This window comes from Symbioplanes lichenis (assembly GCF_030709675.1).
Taxonomy (GTDB): Bacteria; Actinomycetota; Actinomycetes; order Mycobacteriales; family Micromonosporaceae; genus Actinoplanes; species Actinoplanes lichenis.
In genome coordinates this window covers 317,463-338,947 of record NZ_JAUZQD010000001.1, presented here as the reverse complement: position 1 = coordinate 338,947, position 21,485 = coordinate 317,463, and the positions used below count along the sequence as shown (strand labels likewise).

General features: G+C 70.2%; 11 protein-coding genes and 3 tRNA genes. 6 read left to right on the top strand and 8 right to left on the bottom strand.

Features of this window, described 5'->3' with window-relative positions:
• Positions 1-43: 43 nt before the first annotated feature.
• Both RAN62_RS01465 and RAN62_RS01460 read left to right on the top strand, forming a co-directional pair.
• A complete protein-coding gene (locus tag RAN62_RS01465; RefSeq protein ID WP_305782579.1) occupies positions 44-973 on the top strand; it encodes an NADP-dependent oxidoreductase in 930 nt (309 codons plus the stop codon).
• 41 nt (positions 974-1,014) lie between these two features.
• The gene (locus RAN62_RS01460) at positions 1,015-1,842 is read left to right on the top strand and encodes an SDR family NAD(P)-dependent oxidoreductase (RefSeq protein ID WP_305783034.1); all 828 of its coding nucleotides are present in this window, start codon (positions 1,015-1,017) and stop codon (positions 1,840-1,842) included.
• Here the strand turns inward: RAN62_RS01460 and RAN62_RS01455 are convergent.
• Positions 1,818-2,477, bottom strand: coding sequence for a response regulator (locus RAN62_RS01455; RefSeq protein WP_305782578.1), 660 nt, complete (start codon positions 2,475-2,477; stop codon positions 1,818-1,820). The two genes, RAN62_RS01460 and RAN62_RS01455, sit on opposite strands and share 25 nt — an antisense overlap.
• The gene (locus RAN62_RS01450) at positions 2,474-3,595 is read right to left on the bottom strand and encodes a sensor histidine kinase (protein WP_305782577.1); all 1,122 of its coding nucleotides are present in this window, start codon (positions 3,593-3,595) and stop codon (positions 2,474-2,476) included. The genes RAN62_RS01455 and RAN62_RS01450 overlap by 4 nt, the downstream gene beginning before the upstream one ends.
• Positions 3,596-4,182: 587 nt before the next feature.
• Between RAN62_RS01450 and RAN62_RS01445 the strand changes: the two genes are divergently transcribed.
• The 3 genes from RAN62_RS01445 (at position 4,183) to RAN62_RS01435 (ending at position 17,801) form a co-directional block, all read left to right on the top strand.
• A complete protein-coding gene (locus tag RAN62_RS01445) occupies positions 4,183-10,470 on the top strand; it encodes an RHS repeat-associated core domain-containing protein (RefSeq protein WP_305783033.1) in 6,288 nt (2,095 codons plus the stop codon).
• An 18-nt stretch (positions 10,471-10,488) separates the two neighbouring features.
• On the top strand, positions 10,489-11,214 hold the full coding sequence (locus RAN62_RS01440; protein ID WP_305782576.1) for a HEAT repeat domain-containing protein: 726 nt from the start codon (positions 10,489-10,491) through the stop codon (positions 11,212-11,214).
• 257 nt (positions 11,215-11,471) lie between these two features.
• Positions 11,472-17,801 carry an NIDO-like domain-containing protein gene (locus tag RAN62_RS01435; protein WP_305782575.1) on the top strand — a complete coding sequence of 2,110 codons (6,330 nt, stop codon included), beginning with the start codon at positions 11,472-11,474 and terminating at the stop codon, positions 17,799-17,801.
• 186 nt (positions 17,802-17,987) lie between these two features.
• On the opposite strand, the gene RAN62_RS01430 is transcribed toward RAN62_RS01435, so the two are convergent.
• From RAN62_RS01430 to RAN62_RS01420, 3 genes are all read right to left on the bottom strand, one after another.
• Positions 17,988-18,062: transfer RNA gene (locus RAN62_RS01430), tRNA-Val, on the bottom strand.
• 14 nt (positions 18,063-18,076) lie between these two features.
• Positions 18,077-18,147: transfer RNA gene (locus RAN62_RS01425), tRNA-Cys, on the bottom strand.
• A gap of 39 nt (positions 18,148-18,186) precedes the next feature.
• A tRNA-Gly gene (locus tag RAN62_RS01420) sits at positions 18,187-18,259 on the bottom strand.
• 219 nt (positions 18,260-18,478) lie between these two features.
• Here RAN62_RS01420 and RAN62_RS01415 point away from each other — a divergent pair.
• Positions 18,479-19,666: a GNAT family N-acetyltransferase gene (locus RAN62_RS01415; protein ID WP_305782574.1), complete on the top strand. Its 1,188-nt coding sequence runs from the start codon at positions 18,479-18,481 to the stop codon at positions 19,664-19,666.
• 149 nt (positions 19,667-19,815) lie between these two features.
• Here RAN62_RS01415 and RAN62_RS01410 read toward each other — a convergent pair whose 3' ends face one another.
• Genes RAN62_RS01410 through RAN62_RS01400 form a run of 3 tightly spaced genes read right to left on the bottom strand, consistent with a single transcriptional unit; the run spans position 19,816 to position 21,473 of the window.
• Entirely contained in the window at positions 19,816-20,565 is a 750-nt protein-coding gene (locus RAN62_RS01410) for an FAD:protein FMN transferase (RefSeq protein ID WP_305782573.1), read from the bottom strand.
• A gap of 9 nt (positions 20,566-20,574) precedes the next feature.
• Positions 20,575-20,946 (bottom strand): hypothetical protein, encoded by a 372-nt coding sequence (locus RAN62_RS01405; protein ID WP_305782572.1) that lies wholly within the window; start codon positions 20,944-20,946, stop codon positions 20,575-20,577.
• Positions 20,943-21,473 (bottom strand): FMN-binding protein, encoded by a 531-nt coding sequence (locus RAN62_RS01400; protein ID WP_305782571.1) that lies wholly within the window; start codon positions 21,471-21,473, stop codon positions 20,943-20,945. The genes RAN62_RS01405 and RAN62_RS01400 overlap by 4 nt, the downstream gene beginning before the upstream one ends.
• Between the last annotated feature and the right edge of the window lie 12 nt (positions 21,474-21,485).

Here is a 21,485-nt window from a genome sequence, read left to right as displayed (position 1 = left end):
GGAGACGCTTTCGCGGAAAAGCCGCTGATCTAGACTTTCCGGCATGAAAGCCATCGCGCTCGACGAGTACGGCGACGCTGACGTCCTGCAGTGGCGTGACCTGCCCGACCCGCACGTGGGCATGGACTCGGTCCGCATCCGCGTCCGCGCCGCCGGGGTCAACCCGGTCGACGCCGGCATTCGGGCGGGCGCGCTGTGGTCGGCCTATCCACACCACACCCCGCTGATCCCGGGCTGGGACGTGGCGGGCGTCGTCGACACGGTCGGGCCCGCGGTGACCCGGTTCAAGCCGGGCGACGAGGTGATGGCCTATGCGCGCAAGGACACCGTGCAGCACGGCACCTACGCCGAGCTGGTCACCGTGGCCGAGCCGGCCGTCGCGCACAAGCCCGCCGCACTGACGTTCGCGCAGGCCGGCGGGCTGCCGCTCGCGGGCCTGACGGCGTATCAGGCGCTGGCCGCCCTGCGCGTCGGCCCGGGCGACGTCGTCCTCGTGCACGCGGCGGCCGGTGGCGTCGGTCACCTCGCCGTCCAGATCGCCCGCGCCCTCGGCGCCGCGCGCGTCATCGGCACCGCGTCGGCCGCCAACCACGACTTCCTGCGCGGCCTCGGCTGCGAGCCGATCCCCTACGGCGACACACTGCCCGACGACCTCGCCGATCTGGCCGGCGGCGACGGCCGCGTCGATGCCGCCCTCGACCTGGTCGGCGGCTCGGCGCTCAAGCAGTCCGCCGCACTGGTCCGCAGCCCCGCCCGGCACGCGTCGATCGTCGACCCCGCGGTGAAGGAGCAGGGCGGGCGCTACGTCTTCGTGCGGCCCGACGGGCTGATGCTGGAGGGCCTGGCCGATCTCGCCATCGTGGGCAAGCTGTGCGTGGAGGTCTCGCGCGAGGTGCCGCTCGCCCGCGCCGCCGAGGCCCATCGCCTGATCGAGCAGCGCCATGTGCGGGGCAAGATCGTGCTGACGAACTGAAGACAGATGTCGCAGTGGTCCAATGGGGGATGCGCCGGACTGTGGTGGTGACGGGGGCGAGCTCGGGGATCGGGCTCGCCGCGGCTGTCGCTCTCGCGCGGGCGGGCGACGACGTCGTGCTGCTCGGGCGGGATCCGCAGCGGCTGGAGGCTGCCGTCGCGCAGGTGCGGGAGGTCAGCGGGCGCACGCCGGCCTCGTATCGGGCCGACTTCGCGGTGCTGGACGAGGTGCGGGCGGTGGGGGCGGCGATCGCGGCCGACCATGAGCGGGTGGACGTGCTGGCGAACAACGCGGGGTTGCTGACGTCGGTGCGGCGGCCCACCGGGGACGGGCACGACGCGACCGTACAGGTCAATCATCTGGGTGGGTTTCTGCTCACCCAGCTGTTGCTGGATCGGCTGCGGGCCGCCGCCACGCCGGAGGCGCCGGCTCGGATCGTGACGACGTCGTCGCTGGCGGAGGCCTGGGGGACGCTCGATGTGGACCGGCCGGGCCGGCGGCAGTTCAGCCGGTGGCTGGCCTACGGGGCGAGCAAACAGGCGAACATTCTCATGACCGTCGAGGCCGCCCGCCGCTGGACCGGGCTCGGCATCGTGGCGACGTGCTTCTTTCCCGGGCTGATCCGCAGCGGGTTCGGGCTGAGGAGTCCGGTCTTCACCTTGGGCAAGAGCTTCTTCCGAACCAGTGAGCAGGGCGCCGACACGCTCGTCTGGCTGGCCACCGATCCGGCCGCGCTCGTTCCCGGCGGCTATTTCGCCTGCCGTACGCCCTTCGCGGCGACCGGCCGCTCGACCGACCCGGCGCGGGCCCGCCGCCTGTGGCAGTCGAGCCTGCGGGCGGTGGGTCAGGTGACCAATCCGTTGCGGTAGGCGTGGACGACGGCCTGGACGCGGTCGCGGAGGCCGAGTTTGGTGAGGATGCGGGAGACGTACGTCTTGACGGTCTCCTGGCTGATCACCAGCGTCGCCGCGATCTCGCTGTTGGACAGGCCGTTGGCGATCAGGCGCAGCACCTCCAGCTCGCGGGTCGTCAGCGCGCTGCCCTCGGGCGCGGTGCCGGCGGGGCGGATGCGCGCGGCGTAGCGGCCGACGAGCTGACGGGTCACCTCGGGGGCGAGCAGGGCGGCGCCGGTCGCCACGGTGCGGATGCCGTGGAGGAGCTGGGGCGGCGGCGCGTCCTTGAGGAGGAAGCCGCTGGCTCCGGCGCGCAGGGCCTCGTACACGTACTCGTCGAGGTTGAAGGTCGTGACGACGAGCACCTTGACGGGGTCGGTGACGCCCGCCCCGGCCAGGTGGCGGGTGGCCTCGATACCGTCGAGCACGGGCATGCGGACGTCCATCACGACCACATCCGGGCGCAGCTTGCCGGCCAGGTCGACCGCGGCCCGGCCGTCGCCGCACTCGCCGACGACCTCCATGTCCGGCTGGGCGTCGATGATCGTGGCGAAGCCGGTGCGGATGAGCGCCTGGTCGTCGGCCACGAGCACGCGGATGAGATCGCTCACCTCGGGATCCTCGCCGCCACCGAGAAGCCGCCGCCGGCCCGGCGCCCGGCGCTGAAGTCGCCCCCGAGCGCCTCGACGCGCTCGCGCAGCCCGGCCAGCCCCCGTCCGCTGCCGCCCGGTGACGCCGCCCCGGAGCCGGTCCCGTCGGTCGTGACTTCCACTGTCAGCTCCCTCTCGCCGTGGCGCACGCGGACGGCCGTGGCGCCCCCGTGGTCGTACTTGAGCGCGTTCGTGAGAGCCTCCTGCACCACCCGGAACGCGGTCAGCTCGGTGCTGCCGGCGCTCTCCGCGCGCACGCCTTCCTCACTGAACTCGACCGGCTGCCCGGCGCGGCGCGTCTGCTCCACCAGCGCGGGCAGGTCACCGGCGGAGGGTGCGCGGGGTTCCGTACCGTGATCGGGGTTGAGCAGGTCGAGCAGCTGCCGCAGGTCGGCGATGGCCCGGCGGCCGGTGTCGGTGACCGCGGTGAGCGTCTCCTCCAGCTTGCCGGGCGCGGCCGTCAGATAGCGCGCGGACTCGGCCTGCACCACCATCGCCGTCACGTGATGCGTCACGACGTCGTGCAGCTCCCGCGCGATCCGGGAGCGCTCGGCGGCCCGGGTGGCCTCGGCGACACGCAGGCGCCGCTCCGTCTCGGCAAGCCGCGTCTGCCGCACCCACGACCCTATGCCCCACGCGAGCGCCATCGCCAAATAGAAGGTCACGAACCCGACCACGCCCTCGCCGGAGCCGAGCCGGTCGAGCCCGATCGCCAGCGGCACATAGGCCGCGGTGAGAAAAATCATGACCGTACGCCGCCGGTGCCCGATGTGGACACTCGCACTCACGAGCGCGAGGGGCAGCGCCCAGCCCCCGACCGTGTGATACGCACGAAGCTGGTCCACCGCAAACCCCACGACCACGAGCGCGAGGCCGAGGGCCGGCCATTTCCGGCGTACGACCAGCGGTGCGCACTCGAAAGCGAGCACCGCAACGGTCAGGACGTCGTACGGCCGATCCGGCAGATCCCCGACCTGGGTCGCGTACCGGTGCAGCGCCGGCACGACCGCCGCGACCAGGATGACCAGGGCCGGCGGCGCATCCCGGACCGTGACGGGCAAACGCCGGAAATCGATCACCAGGGCAGCGTAGCCGTCCCGTCCCGGCCCGATCGTCACCCGGCGGAGGACACTTCCGGGTAGCTCGCCCGGGGGACAAGCGCGGCGTGCGAGCAGGTTCGACAGGGAGGATGCCGCGCTGTTTCCATGGGTGCCGGGCGGTCGCCGCAGTCACGTGGACATGCGAGCCGGAGATGCCCAGGGGTGGGTGGTTCTTGTGATCTGAGACACAATAAGCGGTCTCATGTGGCGGAGTGTCACCTTGCCGTAACGAAGTCTCGCCAGGCCGGTGGCCGTGCCCGTCCCGGCGCCGGGATGCAGTCGATCACGTTGAGTGTCCACTTAGGTGCACCCGGCGTGATCCGGTCTTTACGGCGATCATCGTCGATCCCTAGAGTCCACGCCTAGCTGGCGTCGTGGATTGCGGGGAATCGACGGTGCTTCCGGTCCTGGGCTGATGCTTCCCAGCCGATCTCGCGGCCAGTTCCGCCCCTCTGCGAGTATCGGAGTGTCAGGTGAGTTCACCCGTTCCCGCGGGATCGGCCCCCGCCAGGAGATCCGTCCACCGGCGTCGTACCGCTGCTCTGGCGGCGGGTCTGTCCGTGCTGATGACCGCCGGACTGTTGCAGGCTCCCGCGTTCGCCGGCCCCGCGCCGTATGTGCCGCCGGGTGTGCAGAAGATTCCCGACGTCCCGGTCAAGCCCGCGACGATCGTGCCCGAGGCGAAGCTCGCGGAGCCCGCGCCGGCGTCCGCCCGCCCGGCGCCGAGCTGGCCGCGGGCGGCCGGCGAGATTCTCGAGGTGCCGTCGACCGGCGAAGCAGTCGCGGCCACGACCATGCCGGTGCGGGTCGAGCCGGCGCAGGCAGCCACCGCGCGGTCGGCGCGACCGGTGCCGACCCGGGTCCGCGCGGAAGTCGTGAACCGTGCGGCGACCGAGCGAGCCGGGGTCCGTGGCGTCCTGCTGCGGCTGGGCCGGGCGGACGGCGTCACGACCGCGGGCAGCGTCAAGGTCACCTTGGACTATTCATCCTTCGCCACCGCCTACGGCGCGGACTGGTCGAGCCGGCTCAGGCTCACGACGCTGCCGGCGTGCGCCCTGGAGGCTCCCGGCACGACGGCATGCGCGGCCCGGCCGCTGGACACCGAGAACGATGTGGCGGCCCGAACGCTGTCAGCGGAGGTCGCTGTCTCCGGCGGCCCGACGCTCGTGGCGGCCACCGCGGCGGCCGCGGGCCCGGCCGGCGACTACAAGGCCAGCACGTTGAGCGCGTCCTCCACCTGGGCGGCCGGAGGCAACACCGGTGCGTTCACCTGGAACTACCCGATGCGCGTCCCGCCGGCGCTGGGCGGCCCGGTGCCGGGCGTGGCGCTGGCGTACTCCTCGCAGTCGGTCGACGGCCGGCACGCGGCGACCAACAATCAGCCCTCCTGGGTGGGCGAGGGTTTCGAGACCTCCGCGGGTGGCTTCATCGAGCGCCAGTACATGTCGTGCCAGGACGACATGAACGGGGACGCGAACAACAAGGAGAAGACCGGGGACCTGTGCTGGGAGACCGACAACGCCACGCTGTCGCTGGCGGGTCACTCGGGCGAGCTGCTCTGGAACGCGAGCGAGAAGCGCTGGCATCTGCGCAGTGACGACGGCACTCGCATCGAGCGCAAGACCGGCGCCACCAACGGCGACAACGACGGCGAGCACTGGGTCGTCACCACCACCGACGGTGTGCAGTACTGGTTCGGGATCAACCGCCTGCCGGGGTGGAGCACCGGCAAACCGGTGACGAGCTCCGTGCTCACCGTCCCGGTCTTCGGCAACGACCCGTCCGACGCCTGCCACGCGGAGAAGTTCGCCGACTCCGACTGTGTGCAGGCATGGCGCTGGAATCTCGACTATGTCGTCGACCCGTCCGGCAACTCCATGTCGCTCTGGTACGAGAAGGAGACCAACAAGTACGCCCGCAACATGAAGACCGACGACGCCGCCTCCTACGATCGCGGGTCCTCGCTCACGCGTATCGACTACGGCACCCGTCAGATCAGCGGTGCCGACTCGGTGCACGACAAGCTCGCGCCGATGCGGGTCGACTTCGCCCTCGCGAACCGCTGCCTGAGCGACTGCGACACCCACAACGCGACGAAGTGGCCGGACGTCCCGTGGGACGAGTTTTGCACCGGCGACAAGTGCGAGGACAACTACTCGCCGACCTTCTGGAGCACGAAGCGGCTGGCCGGCGTCACCACTCAGGTGCGCACCACCAGCGGCACCGGGTACCGCAACGTCGACCGGTGGACGCTGACCCACACGTTCCCGGATCCCGGTGACGGCACCCGCGCGGGCCTCTGGCTCTCGAAGATCTCGCACGCCGGCCTCGTGGGAGGCACCGAGGAGCTGCCCGACATCGAGTTCTCGTCGGTGCAGATGGCGAACCGGGTGGACAAGATCGGGGACCATTCGGCGGCGATGAAGTGGATGCGCATCGCCAGGATCCGCAACGAGAACGGCGGGTCGATCAGCGTCCTCTACTCTGCGCAGGACTGTGCGGCCGACGGACCGAAACCGGACCCGGCAACGAACACCACCCGGTGCTACCCCGTCAGGTGGAACCCGGAGGGCTACGACGAGCCGGTCACCGACTGGTTCAACAAGTACGTCGTCACGACGATCTACGAGAACGACAACACCGGCGGTGCGCCCCCGATGGGCAGCCCGCGGGTCGTGTACTCCTACGACTACTACGACGGTGCCGCCTGGCACTACACCGATGACGACGGGCTGGTCAAGAAGAAGTACAAGACCTGGTCGGACTATCGCGGCTACGGCAGGGTCGGCGTCACCGTCGGCGATGCCGGTGACCGGCCGACGTACAAGGAGACCCGCTATTTCCGCGGTATGAAGGGCGACCGGCTGAACGCCGGCGGCGGGAGCAAGCCCGTGGATGTCGACGGGATCGCCGACGAGGACTGGTTCGCCGGTGCCGTCCGTGAGCAGAAGGTCCTGGACGGGCCCGGCGGCGCCGTGGTGTCCCGTGTGGTCAACACCCCGTGGGCGTCCGACCCGACCGCCTCGCGCACCGTCAACGGCGACACCGCGACCGCACGGTTCGTTGCTGTGGGGACCGCCACCACCCACGTCACCCGCGACGGCGGGCGCGGTGAGCGGGTGACCCGGAAGGTCACCACCTATGACGAGTACGGCATGGCGGTCCAGGTCGACGACTTCGGCGACGACGCGTCCGCCGGTGACGAGCAGTGCACCAAGATCGATTACACCCCGCGCAACACCACCGCGTGGATCCTCAACCAGGTTCACCGCACCCAGCGGTACGCGGTCAAGTGCTCGGCCGGCACCGGCACTCTGACCGAGGAGCAGGTGGCGGGGGAGACTCGCATCTCCTACGACGGCCATGCCTTCGAGGCGATGCCGACGAAGGGTCTCGCCACCCAGGTCCAGACCATGTCCGCCTGGAACAACGGCACGCCGGCGTTCACAGTGACCGGCAAGACCGGCTACGACGTGCACGGCCGGCCCACATCCACCACGGATGCCCGCGGCGGGACGACCACGACCGCCTACACCCCTGCCACGGACGGGCCAGTCACCTCCACCCTCACCAAGAACCCGCTGCTGCACGAGCTGACGACCGTCATCGAGCCCGCGTGGGGTACGACCACTGCGACAGTCGATCCCAACGACAAGCGCACCGATTTCGCGTTCGACGCGCTGGGCCGGCTCACCTCGGTGTGGCAACCGGGGCGGGACAAGGGCAGCGACACGCCGGACGTCAAGTACGACTACGACCTCAACATCGACGCGCCGTCGGTGGTGACGACCTCCACCTTGAACGCGGCCGAGGGCTACGTCACCTCGTATGCGCTCTACGACGGCCTGCTGCGACCCCGGCAGACCCAGACTGCGTCGCCGTCCGGCGGCCGCATCGTCACGGAGTCCTTCTACGACTCCGCAGGCCGTGAAGTGCTGAGCTACGGTGCCTATCACACGACGGGGAACGCGGGCGGCACGTTGCTGGCGACCACGGACCGGGCATTCGTCGCGAAGCAGACCCGGACGGTCTACGACGGCGCCGGTCGCGTCACGGCGAGCGTCTTCCAGCCGTACGGCTTCGAACGCTGGCGCACCACCACGGCCTACGGCGGTGACCGTACCGATGTCACTCCGCCCGCCGGGGGCACCGCAACCTCGACGATCAACGACGCCCGGGGTCACACGGTCGAGCTGCGCCAGTACCGCGGCACGGTTCCGACCCCCTGGACCGCCGGGTCGTACGACGCCACGACCTACAAGTTCGACGCCCGGGGTTACCAGACCGCGGTCGTCGACACGTCGAAGAACGACTGGACGTACAAGTACGACGTCCGCGGTCAGCAGCTCGAGGTGGACGATCCGGACCGCGGCCTGACGACCTACACGTACGACAACGCCGGTAACGTCGCGACCAGCACCGACTCGCGGGGCGAGAAGATCGCGTACCTCTACGACTCGCTCAACCGCAAGCGAGCCGCCTACGACGACAAGCTCAACGGCGTCATGCGGGTCCAGTGGATCTACGACACGGTCGCCAAGGGCTATCTGTCCCAGTCGACGCGATTCGTGGGCTCGGCGCCCTACCAGACCAAGATCCTCGACTACGACGACGGCTACCGCCCGGGCACCACACAGATCATCATCCCGGAAAGCGAGACCGGCCTCGCCGGCACGTACGACTACACCAACACCTACAACGCCGACGGCTCCACGGCGTCGATGAGCGTCCCCGGCGTCAACACGGACCTGCAGGCCGAGACCGTCACCTTCGGCTACAACGCGTTCGGGCAGGCCACGACTCTCAACGGTCTCTACGGCACCGCCAGCCAGCAGTACGTCATCGGCACCGACTACAACGCGCTCGGCGAGCTCGACCAGATCAAGCTGCGCACCGGCACCAACACCGGCCCGGACACCGCCGGGCGGGTCCTCACCAAGTACGAGCGCGACCTGGCCACCGGCCGGATCAAGAACGTCCGGACCGACCGGGACACCGTCGCTCCCTACATCCTGGCCGACACCACCTACGAGTACGACGACGCCGGCAACGTCATCAAGATCTCCGACGTGGCCCCTGAGGCGGGCGCCGACAACCAGTGCTTCACGTACGACCACTTGACCCGGCTCACCGGAGCGTGGACACCCGCCGACGGCAACTGCAAGGCCGCGCCCGCGGTGGCGGGGCTGGGCGGTCCCGCCCCGTACTGGAACAGCTGGCAGTTCGACGCGATCGGCAATCGGACGCAGGAGGTCGTCACGTCGGCCGCCGGCACGGCCACCACCACGTACACCTATCCCGCCTCCGGAGCCGCCAGCGTCCACCCGCACGCCGTCAGCAGCGTCTCGGGTGCTCGCACCGGCAGCTACGGCTACGACCTCGCCGGCAACACGCAGACCCGGCCGACCCCGTCCGCCGGCACCCAGACCCTCAGCTGGGACGCCGAGGGGCACCTGGACACTGCCACCGACAGCACGGGCAAGACCACCTACATCTACGACGCCAACGGCGACCGCCTGATCCAGCGCGACCCCACCGGCCGCACTCTCTATCTGCCGAACCAGGAGATTCGCTACACCACCGCCACTGCCAAAGCTTTCTGTACGCGCTACTACGGTCACGGCGGGAGCACGATCGGCACGCGGACGAGTGCCGGGGTGACCTGGAAGACCGCCGATCACCAGGGCACCGCCACCCTCGCAGTCAACGCTTCCAGCCAGCAGGCGACCGTCCGGCGGCAGACGCCCTACGGCACGCCGCGCGGCACCACGGCGACGCTGTGGCCCGACAACCGTGGCTTCGTGGGCGGCATCAAGGACAACACGGGGCTGACTCACCTGGGCGCCCGGGAGTACGACCCGGTCCTCGGCCGGTTCACGTCTGTCGACCCGATCCAGGATCTGCTCGACCCGCAGCAGTGGAACGGGTACGCCTACGCGAACAACAGTCCCGTCACCTTCAGCGACCCGGACGGGCAGTCCCCGACGCCCGACATGTTGCCGGGCTACGACGGCGACGGCAGCGACAGCGGTGGCGGCGGCATTCCGTGCCCGCAGTGCGACGGCACGTCGGGGGGCGGCAACGGCGACGACGACTACAGCGGCGGCAGCTCGACGCCCAGCCCCACGCCGACGCCTACGGCGGGCAGCGGCACGGGCACGAGCTCATCGGCCAAGCCGGTGGCGACTCCCGCCCCGGCGCCGAATCCCAACGAGGACCCGGCCAAGCTGGCGGACAAGTCCCGGCGCTTCCAGGAGATGTGCTCGAGCCCTATCTTCGCGGAGCTTTGCTCGGACTGGGAGAAGCGCGGCTTCGCCAATGCCGTCAGCTGGGTCCCCTGGATCGGTGTCCTCGGCGACGCATACCTTGCCAAGGACGCGTGGAAGTACGGCGACTACGTCGGCGCCGCTCTTTCCGGGGTTTCCGTCGCGGCGGCGGTGGTGCCGGGCGGCGGTGCGCTCGGTAAAGGCCCCAAAGCGGCTGCGAACATTCCGCTCAAGCGTGACCTGAGCAATGTCAAAGTGGTCGAGAGCTGGGACGCCGAAAAGTGGAAGAACTTTCTCCACGATGCATATCGAGATCACCTCGCGGAGCACTTCTATCGCATGGGTTTGCAGGTCGAGACCGAGGCGACCAATAAAGCTGCGCTGACTTTCCCGGTGCCCGGGAAAAGGAAGTCGAGGATCTATGACATCCGCGTGACGGACAAGAACGGAAATCACACCTATATCGAGGTGAAGTCCGGCGGCGCGAAAAAAGTCAAGGATCAGAAAGCCGCCGACCTCTATCTGGAGAGAAAGTACGGCATCACCGTGAACTATGTGTACGATGATCTGCCCAATATTTTCTACTAGAACGGTGAGCGGTGGCGCATGAGCCTCGAGAGCGATCTTCTCGACGACGACTACGACGTGTTCGAGTCCGCGTTGCGCCGGGCGGTCAGATCCGGGCCGTCCGGCGAGCGGAAGCTGCTCGACGCCCTCGCGGTCGTGCGGGACGACGAAGTGGCGGCCGGCCTCGTGGCGGCGCTCGGTGAGGCCGACGGGCCCGAGGGGGTGGCGGCGCTGCGGGAGATCTTCACACGACCCGAGGACCCCCTCGGTCTGCGGACCAACGCTGTTCTCGCCCTGGCCAAGAGGCAGGGGCCGGCGGCGAGCGACGTGCTGTTCGCCTGTCTCGGTGACGCGGACGAGGATGTCCGGAGCATGGCCATGATCGCGTTCGCGAGTACGGGCGACGATCGGGGCCGGGCCGAGGTGCTGGAGCGCCTGCGCGGTGTGCTGGACGGTCGGCCGTCGCCGGCGCCGTACGAGATGGACGACCGTACGCTGGTCATCCATTCCGACGTCCTGCCGGCCGTCTGTTATCTGGCGCGCCATGCCGCGGTCAGCTGGGAGCGGCAGGAGCCCGTTGTGCGGCTGCTGCGCTCGCACTGGGACCGGCTGTTCGCGGCCGAGCAGCGCTGGCTGAGTGTGCACTGGCCGGCATGTGACCCGGCGCAGCCGGAGGTGTTCGGCGAGCTGAACCCGACATGGTTCGCCGACTGGGTCAGCGCACCGATGCTCGACGCTCTCTACCTCGAGGGCGCCGACCTCTGAGGCGGTTCACGAGCGAGCCCGGCGTCCGAGGACGCCGGGCTCGCTCGCCGTGGCCCCCAGCGAGCCAGGGTCCCAAGTGATCTGAGTCACCTTCACGGGGGCCCGCATCCCAATGTCGCTGTGTACGTCCCTCTTCACGCTGTGCAACGCCGGAGCGCCCGGAGCGACTATTTACAGCGATGATCAGCGCGCTCTACAGTCCGGTGGCTCACCACTGTGGACTACGGGGGACGTCGATGGTTCGAGTAGCTGGACCGGTGCGCGCGCGGATCGCCGCGACGCTTGTCGCGGTGGTGACCGCGGCGGGTCTGCAGGTGCTGACGATGCCCGGAGCCGCGGTCGCCGCGCCCGCGCCGGCCACGGGCTGCGTGCCGGAGCAGGCCGACGCGGCCGCAGCGCAGCGCATGGCCGGCATCTGCGGCAAGCGGGTGGAGATCCTGGCGGAGCGCACCGAGTACGCCCAGGTGTTCCTCAACCCCGGCGGGACCCGGACGCTGGAGCAGTCGATCGAGCCCGCCCGGGTGCGCCGGGGTGACTCGTGGGTTCCCGTCGACACCGATCTGCGGCGCACCCGGGAAGGGGTTGTGCCACGGGCGACGGTGCTGCCCATGACGTTCTCCGCGGGCGGCGACAACCTGGTGGGACGGCTGCGGGACGGTGGCCGCGAGCTGGCCGTCACCTGGCCCGGCACGCTGCCGGAGCCCCGGCTCGACGGCCCCACCGCGACCTATCCCGAGGTGCTGCCCGGCGTGGATCTGCGCGTGACCGCGACGGCGACCGGATTCTCGGAGATCCTGGTCGTCCGCGATCGGGCAGCCGCGGCGAACCCGGATCTGGCGGCTGTGCGGTTCGGGATGTCGGCCAAGGGCGTCCGGATGAGCGCCGCGCCAGGCGGTGGCCTGGTGGCCCGTGACAGCAAGGGCGCCCCGGTGTTCCAGGCGCCCGCGCCGCTGATGTGGGACTCCTCGGCGACACCCGAGTCGGCGGGGGCGGGACCGGCGGAGACGACCGCCGCGGAGGGAAGCGGCGCGGCACGTGAGCGCGGCGGGAGCGCCGGAACGGTTCCCGGCGGCGGGGAGCGGGTCCGGCGAGCGGCGATGCCGGTCAAGGTGGAGAGCGACGCACTGACAATCACACCGCATCACGGCATGCTGACCGATCCGCGAACGCAGTTTCCGGTCTACATCGATCCGTCGGTGACCGGTGGCCTGGTGAGCAACGAATGGACCTCGGTCTGGAGCAAGTATCCGACCCAGTCCTTCTGGAAGAACTCCGACGCCCTCACCGATGGCAAGGTCTTCGGCGCGGCAGGCGCCGGGCGGACCGAGGACTGTGCCGGCTGTGCCGACCACATCATCCGGTCGCTGTTCCGGATGGACACCAGCAAGGTGAAGAAGACGAAGATCGAGTCCGCCGAGTTCCGCATCGAGCAACGGCACGCGTGGACGTGCAATCCGGTGTCGAACGCGAAGCTCTGGATGACCGGTAACTTCTCCGCCGCCACCACGTGGAAGAAGCAGCCCACCTGGTACAGCAAGTCGACCGCGCAGACCAAGGGCAACCACAAAAACGGCGGAGTCCACGGCTGCCTCGGCACCGGAACCATCGAGTTCAATGTCACGTCAATTGTCGACCAAGCGGCCAAGGGCGGCTGGAACAGTGTCAGCGTCGGGCTGCGCGCGATCGACGAGGGCACGAAGACCCAGTGGAAGCGGTTCAACCCCACGACGGCCAAGCTCGCGATCACGTACGACCGGGCGCCCAACGCCGCGACCGACCGCAAGTCGGACGGCAAGGCGTGCGTGGTGGGCAGCAAACGGCCCTACGTGCTCTGGACCAACCCGACGCTGTCGGCCAAGCAGTCCGACCCCGACGGGGACCAGGACTTGACCACGGACTTCTACTGGTGGGTCAAGGGTGGCACGCGCAGCGAGTCGAACAAGGTGTCGCAGGCCAACGGCAACAACGCGATCGTGTCCAAGCAGATCCCCGCCGGCCGGCTGACGGACGGCGCGACGTATGTGTGGCAGGCGAAGACCACCGACGGCGGCAACCTGTCGACGTGGTCCGGCACGTGCGAGTTCACCGTGGACGCGACGCCGCCACCACAGCCGGGTGCCATCACGTCGACCGACTACTCGAACACCACGCCCAAGGGCGGGGTCGGGCTGCCCGGCTCCTTCGCCATCGCCCCACCCACGGTGCGGCCCTACGAGGTCGTCGCGTACGCCTGGACGCTGGACTCGGGCAAACAGATCGCCTCGCAAATCGTGAAGGCCGACGCCACCACGTACGCCGGGTCCGTCACGCTGAAGCCGGTGCATGACGGCATCAACACGCTGAGGGTGTGGTCCAAGGACCACGCGGGCCGCTTCTCGCTCAACCCGGCCACCTTCACCTTCCAGGTGCGGGCCGGTTCCGGTCCCGCCGCGGAGTGGACCTTCGACGAGACCGAGGGCGACGCCACCGACATCAGCGGGCACGGCAACACGGCCGTGCTGGGCAACTCCGTCTCCCGCGTCGCCGGCCGCGGCAATGACGGGTCGGCCCTGGCGCTGACGGGCATCGCGCCGTCGTCGGCCACCGCGGCGGCCGTCACTTACCCGCACCCCGACACGGGCGTCAAGACCGCCATGCGTACCGACCAGAATTTCACTGTCGCCGCCCGGGTCAAACTGCCTTCGACAAGCTTCACCAACCAGCGGGTCGTCGTGGCGGCGTCGGGCACCCGCGCTTCGGCTTACACGCTCGGCTACTCGGCCACCGACAACCGCTGGCGCTTCACGATGGCCGGCTCGGACGTCGACAACCCGGCGCTCTTCAGTGTGCTGTCCAATGCCGCTCCGGCCACGAACAAGTGGACCCACCTGGCCGGCGTCTACAACTCCGCGACCAAGAAGCTGACCCTCTACGTCAACGGGGTCGCGCAGACCGCCACCGCGACCCTGACCGGCGGGTTCCACGCCACCGGCGCGGTGACCATCGGCAAGCGCAAGTGGAACGGCGCCGACGACGGCTACCTGACCGGAGAGGTCGACGACGTCCGGGTCTACAGCTTCGCCGAGACGGCGGCCAATCTCGCTCTGCTCGCGTTGCCGCTGCAGCCCACGCTGAGTCTGCCCGCGGGCGAGGACGCGAAGTACGGCGGTACCGTTCCTGTCACGTTCGACGCCGGCGGGGACAGCAATGTGACCAAGTTCCGCTACAGCGTCGGCGACACCACACTGGGCACCACGGTGAACGCCGCCGGGGCGGGCGGCACGGTGACCGTGAATGTTCCTGTCGGAACCGTCTCCGGTCAGCGGCCGGTGCACGCTGTCGCGGTCGACGACGGCAACAGGGTCAGTCCGCTGACTCAGATCCTGGTGAAGGTCGGACCACCGGAGGCCCTGGACGGCACCGTGCTCGACATGGTGACCTGGCTGCCGGTGAGCGGTGCCGTGGTCACCCTGCAGCCCGGCGGGCGCCAGGTCACCACGGACGCGGACGGCGCGTACGCCTTCGACGACCTCGCCGTCGGCACGTACTCAGTGAAGGCTACGTCGGGCGGCCGATGCGGAGTGGCCGGAAGTCAGTCGTACGAGGTGGACGGTCAAGGCCTCACCCTCGACCTGTACCTGATGCGGGCGTCCGACGTCCTCGGCCACACCTGTTCCGAGCGCGCCGTGACCTTCGAGGCCGGCACGACCCTCCTGCCGCTCACCGGCGACAACGCGGTCACCACGGTCGACCTGCCGTTCGCCTTCCCGTTCTACGGCAGCTCCTACCGGTCGGCGTGGGTGGACACCAACGGCCTGCTGTCCTTCACCGATCCGGAGGGCTCCCGCCCGTACGACGGCACCAGCGACCTGATCAACGCCGCCGCGCCCAACGGGGTCATCGCGCCTTTCTGGGACGACCTGGTCGTCGACGCTTCCGCCGGCGTGCGCACCTCGATCACCGGAAGTGGTAGCGACCAGCGTTTCCTCATCGAGTGGCGCAACGTCTCCCGCAAGGCGAACAGCGCGCAACGGATCAGCTTCGAGCTCTCACTCGCCGCCGACGGCACTGTCACCGCTAACTACAGCAGCCTGGACAATGCCGCCGAGCAGGGCAGCGGTGCTCTGGTGGGCCTCGAGTCGCCCGAGGGCGACGACGGGCTCAGCTACTCGACGCGGGAGGCCGCACTGGCTTCGGGACGGGCCGTCGTCTTCACCCGTCCGGACATGAGCGGTGGGTTCGAGACCTACAACCTGACCGGGACACTCACCGACTCGGCGGGCGCACCCGCCGCCGGCGTCCCCGTCAGCCTGGACCCGGGTGGGCTCGTCGCCACCACCGCAGCCAACGGTGTCTACTCGTTCTACGGCGTGGAGGCCGACAGCTACAGCGTCGTCGCCCGCAAGCCGGGACAGAAATGCGGCACCGCGGCGGAGGCGGTGGTGGACCTCGGTGAGAACACCACCCGTGACCTCCGCCTGGGAACGGACTACGGCGACATCGGATATGCCTGCGCCACCGGCACGGCGAGCTGGGTCGCGGCATCGACGGTGGTGCCGTTGACCGGCAACGGTGTTCGCGCCCCGGTCACCTTGCCCTTCCCCGTGCGCCTGCACGGACCGGCCGCCACCACCGCCTCGGTCTCCGAGGACGGCTATCTCGTCTTCGGGTCCAGCTATCTCGTGCCGTTCTTCACCGACTTCACCGTCGACGGCTCGGCGAGCGTCCGGACGCAGGCCGGCGGCACCGCCCCGAACCGCACCTTCGTCGTCGAGTGGCGCAACGTGCTCTTCACAGGCACCACCGAGCGGGTGAGCTTCGAGGTCGTGCTCCACGAGGACGGGCGGTTCGTCTACCAGTACGCGATCGGAGGCACCACCGACCGGCAGAAGGGCAGCACGGCGACTGCCAGCCTGCAGGCTCCGAACGGAATCACGAGGTTCTACTCGGGCCGCGAGGCCCTTCTGACCCCGGGAAGTTCGCTGACCTGGACACCGGCCGCGCCGGGCGCTGTCACAGGAGTCCTCACCGAGGCGGAGACCACCGAACCGGTCGCCGGCGCCACCGTGACGCTCACCCCCGGCAACCTGAGCGTGACGACAGCCGACGACGGCAGCTTCCGGTTCGACGGGGTGACCGTCGGGCAGTACACCCTGCAGGTCACCGGCGGGAACAACCGCTGCTGGGGCTCGTACGCCGCCACGACGATCGTCAAGGCGTACCTGGACGAGAAGGCGGACCTGTCCGCCCTGGCACCGCGCGACTTCTATTACGACTGTGCCACCGCGCGCCAGGCGTTCACCCCCGCGGCCGACGTCCAGCCGGACTGGACCGGGGACGAGCAGACCTGGCGATCCGCCATTCCCTTCCCGGTCAAGTTGTACGGCGAGTCGTACAACGTGGCCTACGTCAGTGACAACGGCGTGCTCACCTTCCAGCCGCCGGGTGACCCGATCTCCGGGACTGACCGTGCCGGAGCCATCGTGCGTAGTTCCGTGAAGGTCTTCTACGACGACTGGGTGGTCGACAGCCAGGCGGCGGTCGCCACCGGCGTGACCGGGACGGCCCCCGACCGGCGGTGGACTGTCGAGTGGCGCAACGTGCAGGCTGCGGGTGACCCCGCGACCCGGGTCAGCTTCGAGGCGATCTTTGAGGAGACTGGTGGCATCACGCTGAACTATGCCGGGATCAATCCGGCGAGCCCGCGTGAGCAGGGCCGCTCAGGAGTCGTCAGCGTGACCGATGACACGGGCGACTACGACTTCGCCTATCTCGACGACGGGGAGATCCTGGCCGATGACCTGAGCGTGCGTCTCGTTCCCGCGGCGGAGCGGAACACCGTCACCGGAACGGTCACGTGCTCCGGCGCCCCGGTGGCGGAGGCGGTCGTGACGGTGGCGGGACGGTCCGGCACCACGGGGACCGACGGCGCTTACCAGGTGGACGAGGTGCCGGCCAAGACCCTGGCGGCCGTCGCCACGCTGCCCGCCGGAGCCTGTGCGGGGTCGCACGTCCTGACCGGCCTGCTGGGCCGTGACCCGCAGGTGATCGATTTCGCGACCGGTCCCACGCCGCCGGGAGCCGGGCACAAGTTCGCGGAGGCCGAGGTGCCCTACGTCCCGCTCGGCGACGCGGACGTCCTGCCCATGGACGACTGGTACGAGGTGGTCGACCTGCCCTTCCCCGTGACACTGCAGGGGCGTACGAGATCGCAGGTCCAGATCGAGGACGACGGAGCCCTGTACTTCGGTGCCGAGGACGGCTCGCCGCTGTGGCTGGACGTGCTCTGGAGCTACTGGGACCGTGACGAGCAGTCCGATGTCCGGGTCGCCACGCGCGGCACCGCACCGAACCGGCAGTACGTCGTGGAGTGGCGCAATGTCGGATACGCCTACGACCCCGAGGTGCGCGCCACGTTCCAGGTGACACTCGACGAGGGCGGCGGCATCCGGTTCGCGTACCCGGACAACGACGGCACCTATTTCATGATCGGCGGCGACGCCATCATCGGCATCGAGGATTGGACCGACGCCGAGGTGCTCTTCGCTGATCACGAACCCACCATGCGTCCCGGGCTCGGCATGCGGATCGATCCGCCGATCGCTTGACCGCACCGCTCCGCCCGGTGGCCGTGCCGCTGGGCGGAGCGCTCTGCGCAGTTCATCGTCGTGCCGGCGTCTCGGCTGCTCGGCGCGGATCGCCCGGGTCGGACTTCCGGGGGCAGACTCTCCAACGGGAAACGGGAAACGGGCCTCGACCCGGTGGGCGAGACCCGTTCTGACTTGCGGTGTTGCTGGTGGGCGATACTGGGATCGAACCAGTGACCTCTTCCGTGTCAAGGAAGCGCGCTCCCGCTGCGCCAATCGCCCTCGTTGTACTGCCGAGGTGGAGACGGGATTTGAACCCGTGTAGACGGCTTTGCAGGCCGTTGCCTCGCCTCTCGGCCACTCCACCGAGTCGGCCCCGCACGTTCCTGCTGTCGCGGCCTCTCCGAGCGGACGACGGGATTCGAACCCGCGACCCTCACCTTGGCAAGGTGATGCGCTACCAGCTGCGCTACGTCCGCTTGTCCTTCCGGGTTTCCCCGGCGACGGAAGAAACATTAGCTGGTCGCCCTGTCTCTTGCCAAACCGGGGTCCCCCCGCGCGTCGTGCCGGAGGGAAACCGCAGGTGAACAGGGGTGCTCGGGGTTCGGGCGCTATGTCCGGTCCGCGGTGCGCCGGAGTTGTCCACAGGCCCGGGAAACGAGTGGGCGGGCTCGGGAAGATCCGAGTTGGATGGGCCCATGCAGATCCGACAGGTCTCCGCCGGCGAGCGGCCCGGCACGTTCTTCCCGCTCGCGACCTATGCCTTCATGCCGTCGCCGTGGGAGGACGAGGCCCGGGAGAAGTATGCGCAGCGCATGCGGTTCTACGAGACGGCCACGAGCCTGCTCGCCGAGGAGGACGGGCGGCCGCTGGCCGGGGTGGGCGCGCTGGCCATGCGGCAGAACGTGCGCGGGGCCGTGCGGGACATGGCGGGTGTGTTCTCGGTCGTCAGCGATCCGGACGCGCGGCGGAAGGGCTATGTGCGGGAGCTGATGACCCGGCTGCTCCGGCAGACACGGGAGCAGGGCAGCTCGGTGAGCGCGCTCTACCCGTTCCGGCCGTCGTTCTACGAGCGGTTCGGCTATGTCGGCGTGCCGCGGTTCCGCACTGCCACGTTCGCGCCTGAGGGCCTGGCACACCTGCTGAAAGCGGATCTGCCGGGCGAGGTGCGGCGCCTGCACATGACGGAGGGCTTCGACGACTACAACGCGCTGACGCTGCGGCTGCTGGGGGAGCAGCACGGTTTCGCGGTGTACGACGAAACGAGGGCGGCCGAGTTCCGCGAGAAGCCGTCCGCCTGGGTGGCGATCGCCCGGGTGGACGGCGAGGTGGTGGGCGCGGTCACCTATCGGGTCGACAGCTACGGCGGGGACCTCGTGGCCGGTGACCTGCTGACGACGGGTCCGCTCGGGCGGGCGCTGCTGCTGCAGTTCTTCGCGCGGCATGTCGATCAGGTGGCCAGGGTCGTCGTCCGGCTGGGCACCGACGAGGTCCCCGAGCTCTGGGGCACGGACTTCTCGGTCACCACGGAGGGGCGGGTCGACCACCCGCGGCGGGGCGGGCCCATGGTGCGGCTGCTCTCGATCGACGCGCTCAACGGGCTGCACACCCCGGCCGAGCTGGCCGTGACGGTGGAGGTCATCGGCGACGACCTGCTGGCCGGGCGCTACCGGATCTCGGGGGAGGCGGGCACTCTGGCGGTCGGGAAGAGCACGGACGAGCCCGGGGCCACCCTGACGTGCGCCGGGCTCAGTGCGCTCGCCTACGGCGTCCTGGACCCGGTGGAGGTCGTGATCCGGGGCTTCGGGCAGGTGGACGCGGCGGCGGGTGAGGTGCTGGGTGCGCTGTTCCCGAAGCGGATGCCGTACCTGTTCGCCGACTTCTGAGCGAGATCGGCGGTCCGAGGCGCGCGACGAGGGGTCGAGGCCGGGCCGCCCCCCGGGGCGCCGCCGGGCGGCCGAAGGGTGATGAGGGCCGGGGCCGGGGCGCCGCCGGGCGGTCGAAGGGTGGTGAGGGGCCGGGCGCCGGCGGACGGTCAGAGGGCGACGGGGAGGCCGGCGGTGGTGAAGGCTCGGGTGTCTTCGGTGACGACGGCGGACTCGTAGCCGTCCGGGACGAGCTTGGCCAGCCACGCGATGCCGGGCTCACCCATCGCCAGGGCAGCCGTGGCGTAGGAGTCGGCCAGGGCGAGGTCGGGGCCGGCGACGGTGACCGAGCGGAGGCCGCGGGCCGGGGCGCCGGTGCGGGGGTTGCGGACGTGGTCGCCGCGCTCGTAGGTGCCCGAGGTGGCGACGGCGCCGTCCGTGATCGCCAGGACCCAGCTCAGCTTGTCCGGCTGCCACGGATGGCGGATGCCCACGCGCCACGGGGCGCCGGCGGCGGTGCGGCCCCGGGAGCGGATGTCGCCGCCCGCGTTCAGGCAGTGGTTGACCGAGCCGGCTTCGGCGAGGCGGGCCGACGCGACCTCGACGGACCAGCCCTTGACATAGCCGGAAGGATCGAGCAGGCCGCCGGCATAGGCGTCGAAGTAGCCGTCCGTGGCTCGCCACAGGTCGGCGCACGCGTCCAGGACGTGGCGCAGGTCGGGCGAGCAGCCGGCCAGGTCGAGTTCGCCGCGGCGGAAGCGGCTGACCTCGCTGTCCTCCCGGTACGTGCTGAAGCGCGCGTCGACCTCGTGCAGCCATGCGCACGTGTCGGCGACGAGGGCGCGCAGCGTGGGCTCGGGGAGGTCGTCGGCGAGGTCGATGCTGACGACCGTGCCCATCACGTGTTCGACGTGGCGCATGGGCCGAACCTACGCGCCCGTGTCGCCGGGGCGCGTGCGGCGGGAGTCGCCCGGAGGCCGGCGACGCGGGCGCGGGTGGTGGCCGGCGTTGTCCCGCGAGACGCGAACGCTGCCCGGCTCGGGGCGATCGCCCGGCCCGGAGGGGTCGCCGAGGTCGAAGAGGCGGATCACGTCGCGCTCGGTGAGGCCGAGCAGGTCGCCGAGCCCGGAGTCGACGAGCCCGAGCAGATCGTCGAGCGCCGGGGAGGCGGCGCGCGGGGGCCGGTGCAGAGCCGTGGTCCGCGCCCGGGCGTTGGCCACGAGCGGCGGGTGGGCGGCGGGACCGGACGGCCGGGCGCTGTTCCCGGGCCCGGCGACCCGCGTGAAGCGGCTGGACGTCACGCGCCGGCCTTGTCGAGGGCGGCCTGGAGGGACTTGACGTACGACTCGCTGGTGAAGGTGGCGCCCGACACGGCGTCGATGTCGGCGCTCTGGGCCTGGAGCGTTTCCTGCTTGAGGGTGGCGATGGCCGGGGGGTTGATCGTGGCGCTGTCGGCGGTGGTCGGATACGTGGCACCCGCCGCGGTGATCTTGCCGCCGGAGACGCGGATGGTGACCTGGATCGTGCCGTACGGGTTCTTGACGGCGGTGCCCTGATGGTCGCCGTTCTTCAGGCCGGTGCCCGCGGCGGCCTCCTCGTCCGAGGAGCCGGCCGCCTCGCCCGACGAGTCGGACTCGCCCTTCTTGCCGGACTTGCCCGCCGCCGCGGTGCCGGTCGCGGCGGGCTCCGCGTCGAGGTTCGGGTCGGCGAGGTCGACCGAGGCGGACGAGGCGACAGGAGCCGCCGGCGTGGCCACGCTCAGCCGCACGCCGATGATCAGGGCGGCGCCCGTCAACGTCCCGACTGCTGCTGCCGTACTGCGTCGCATCGCGAAACTCCA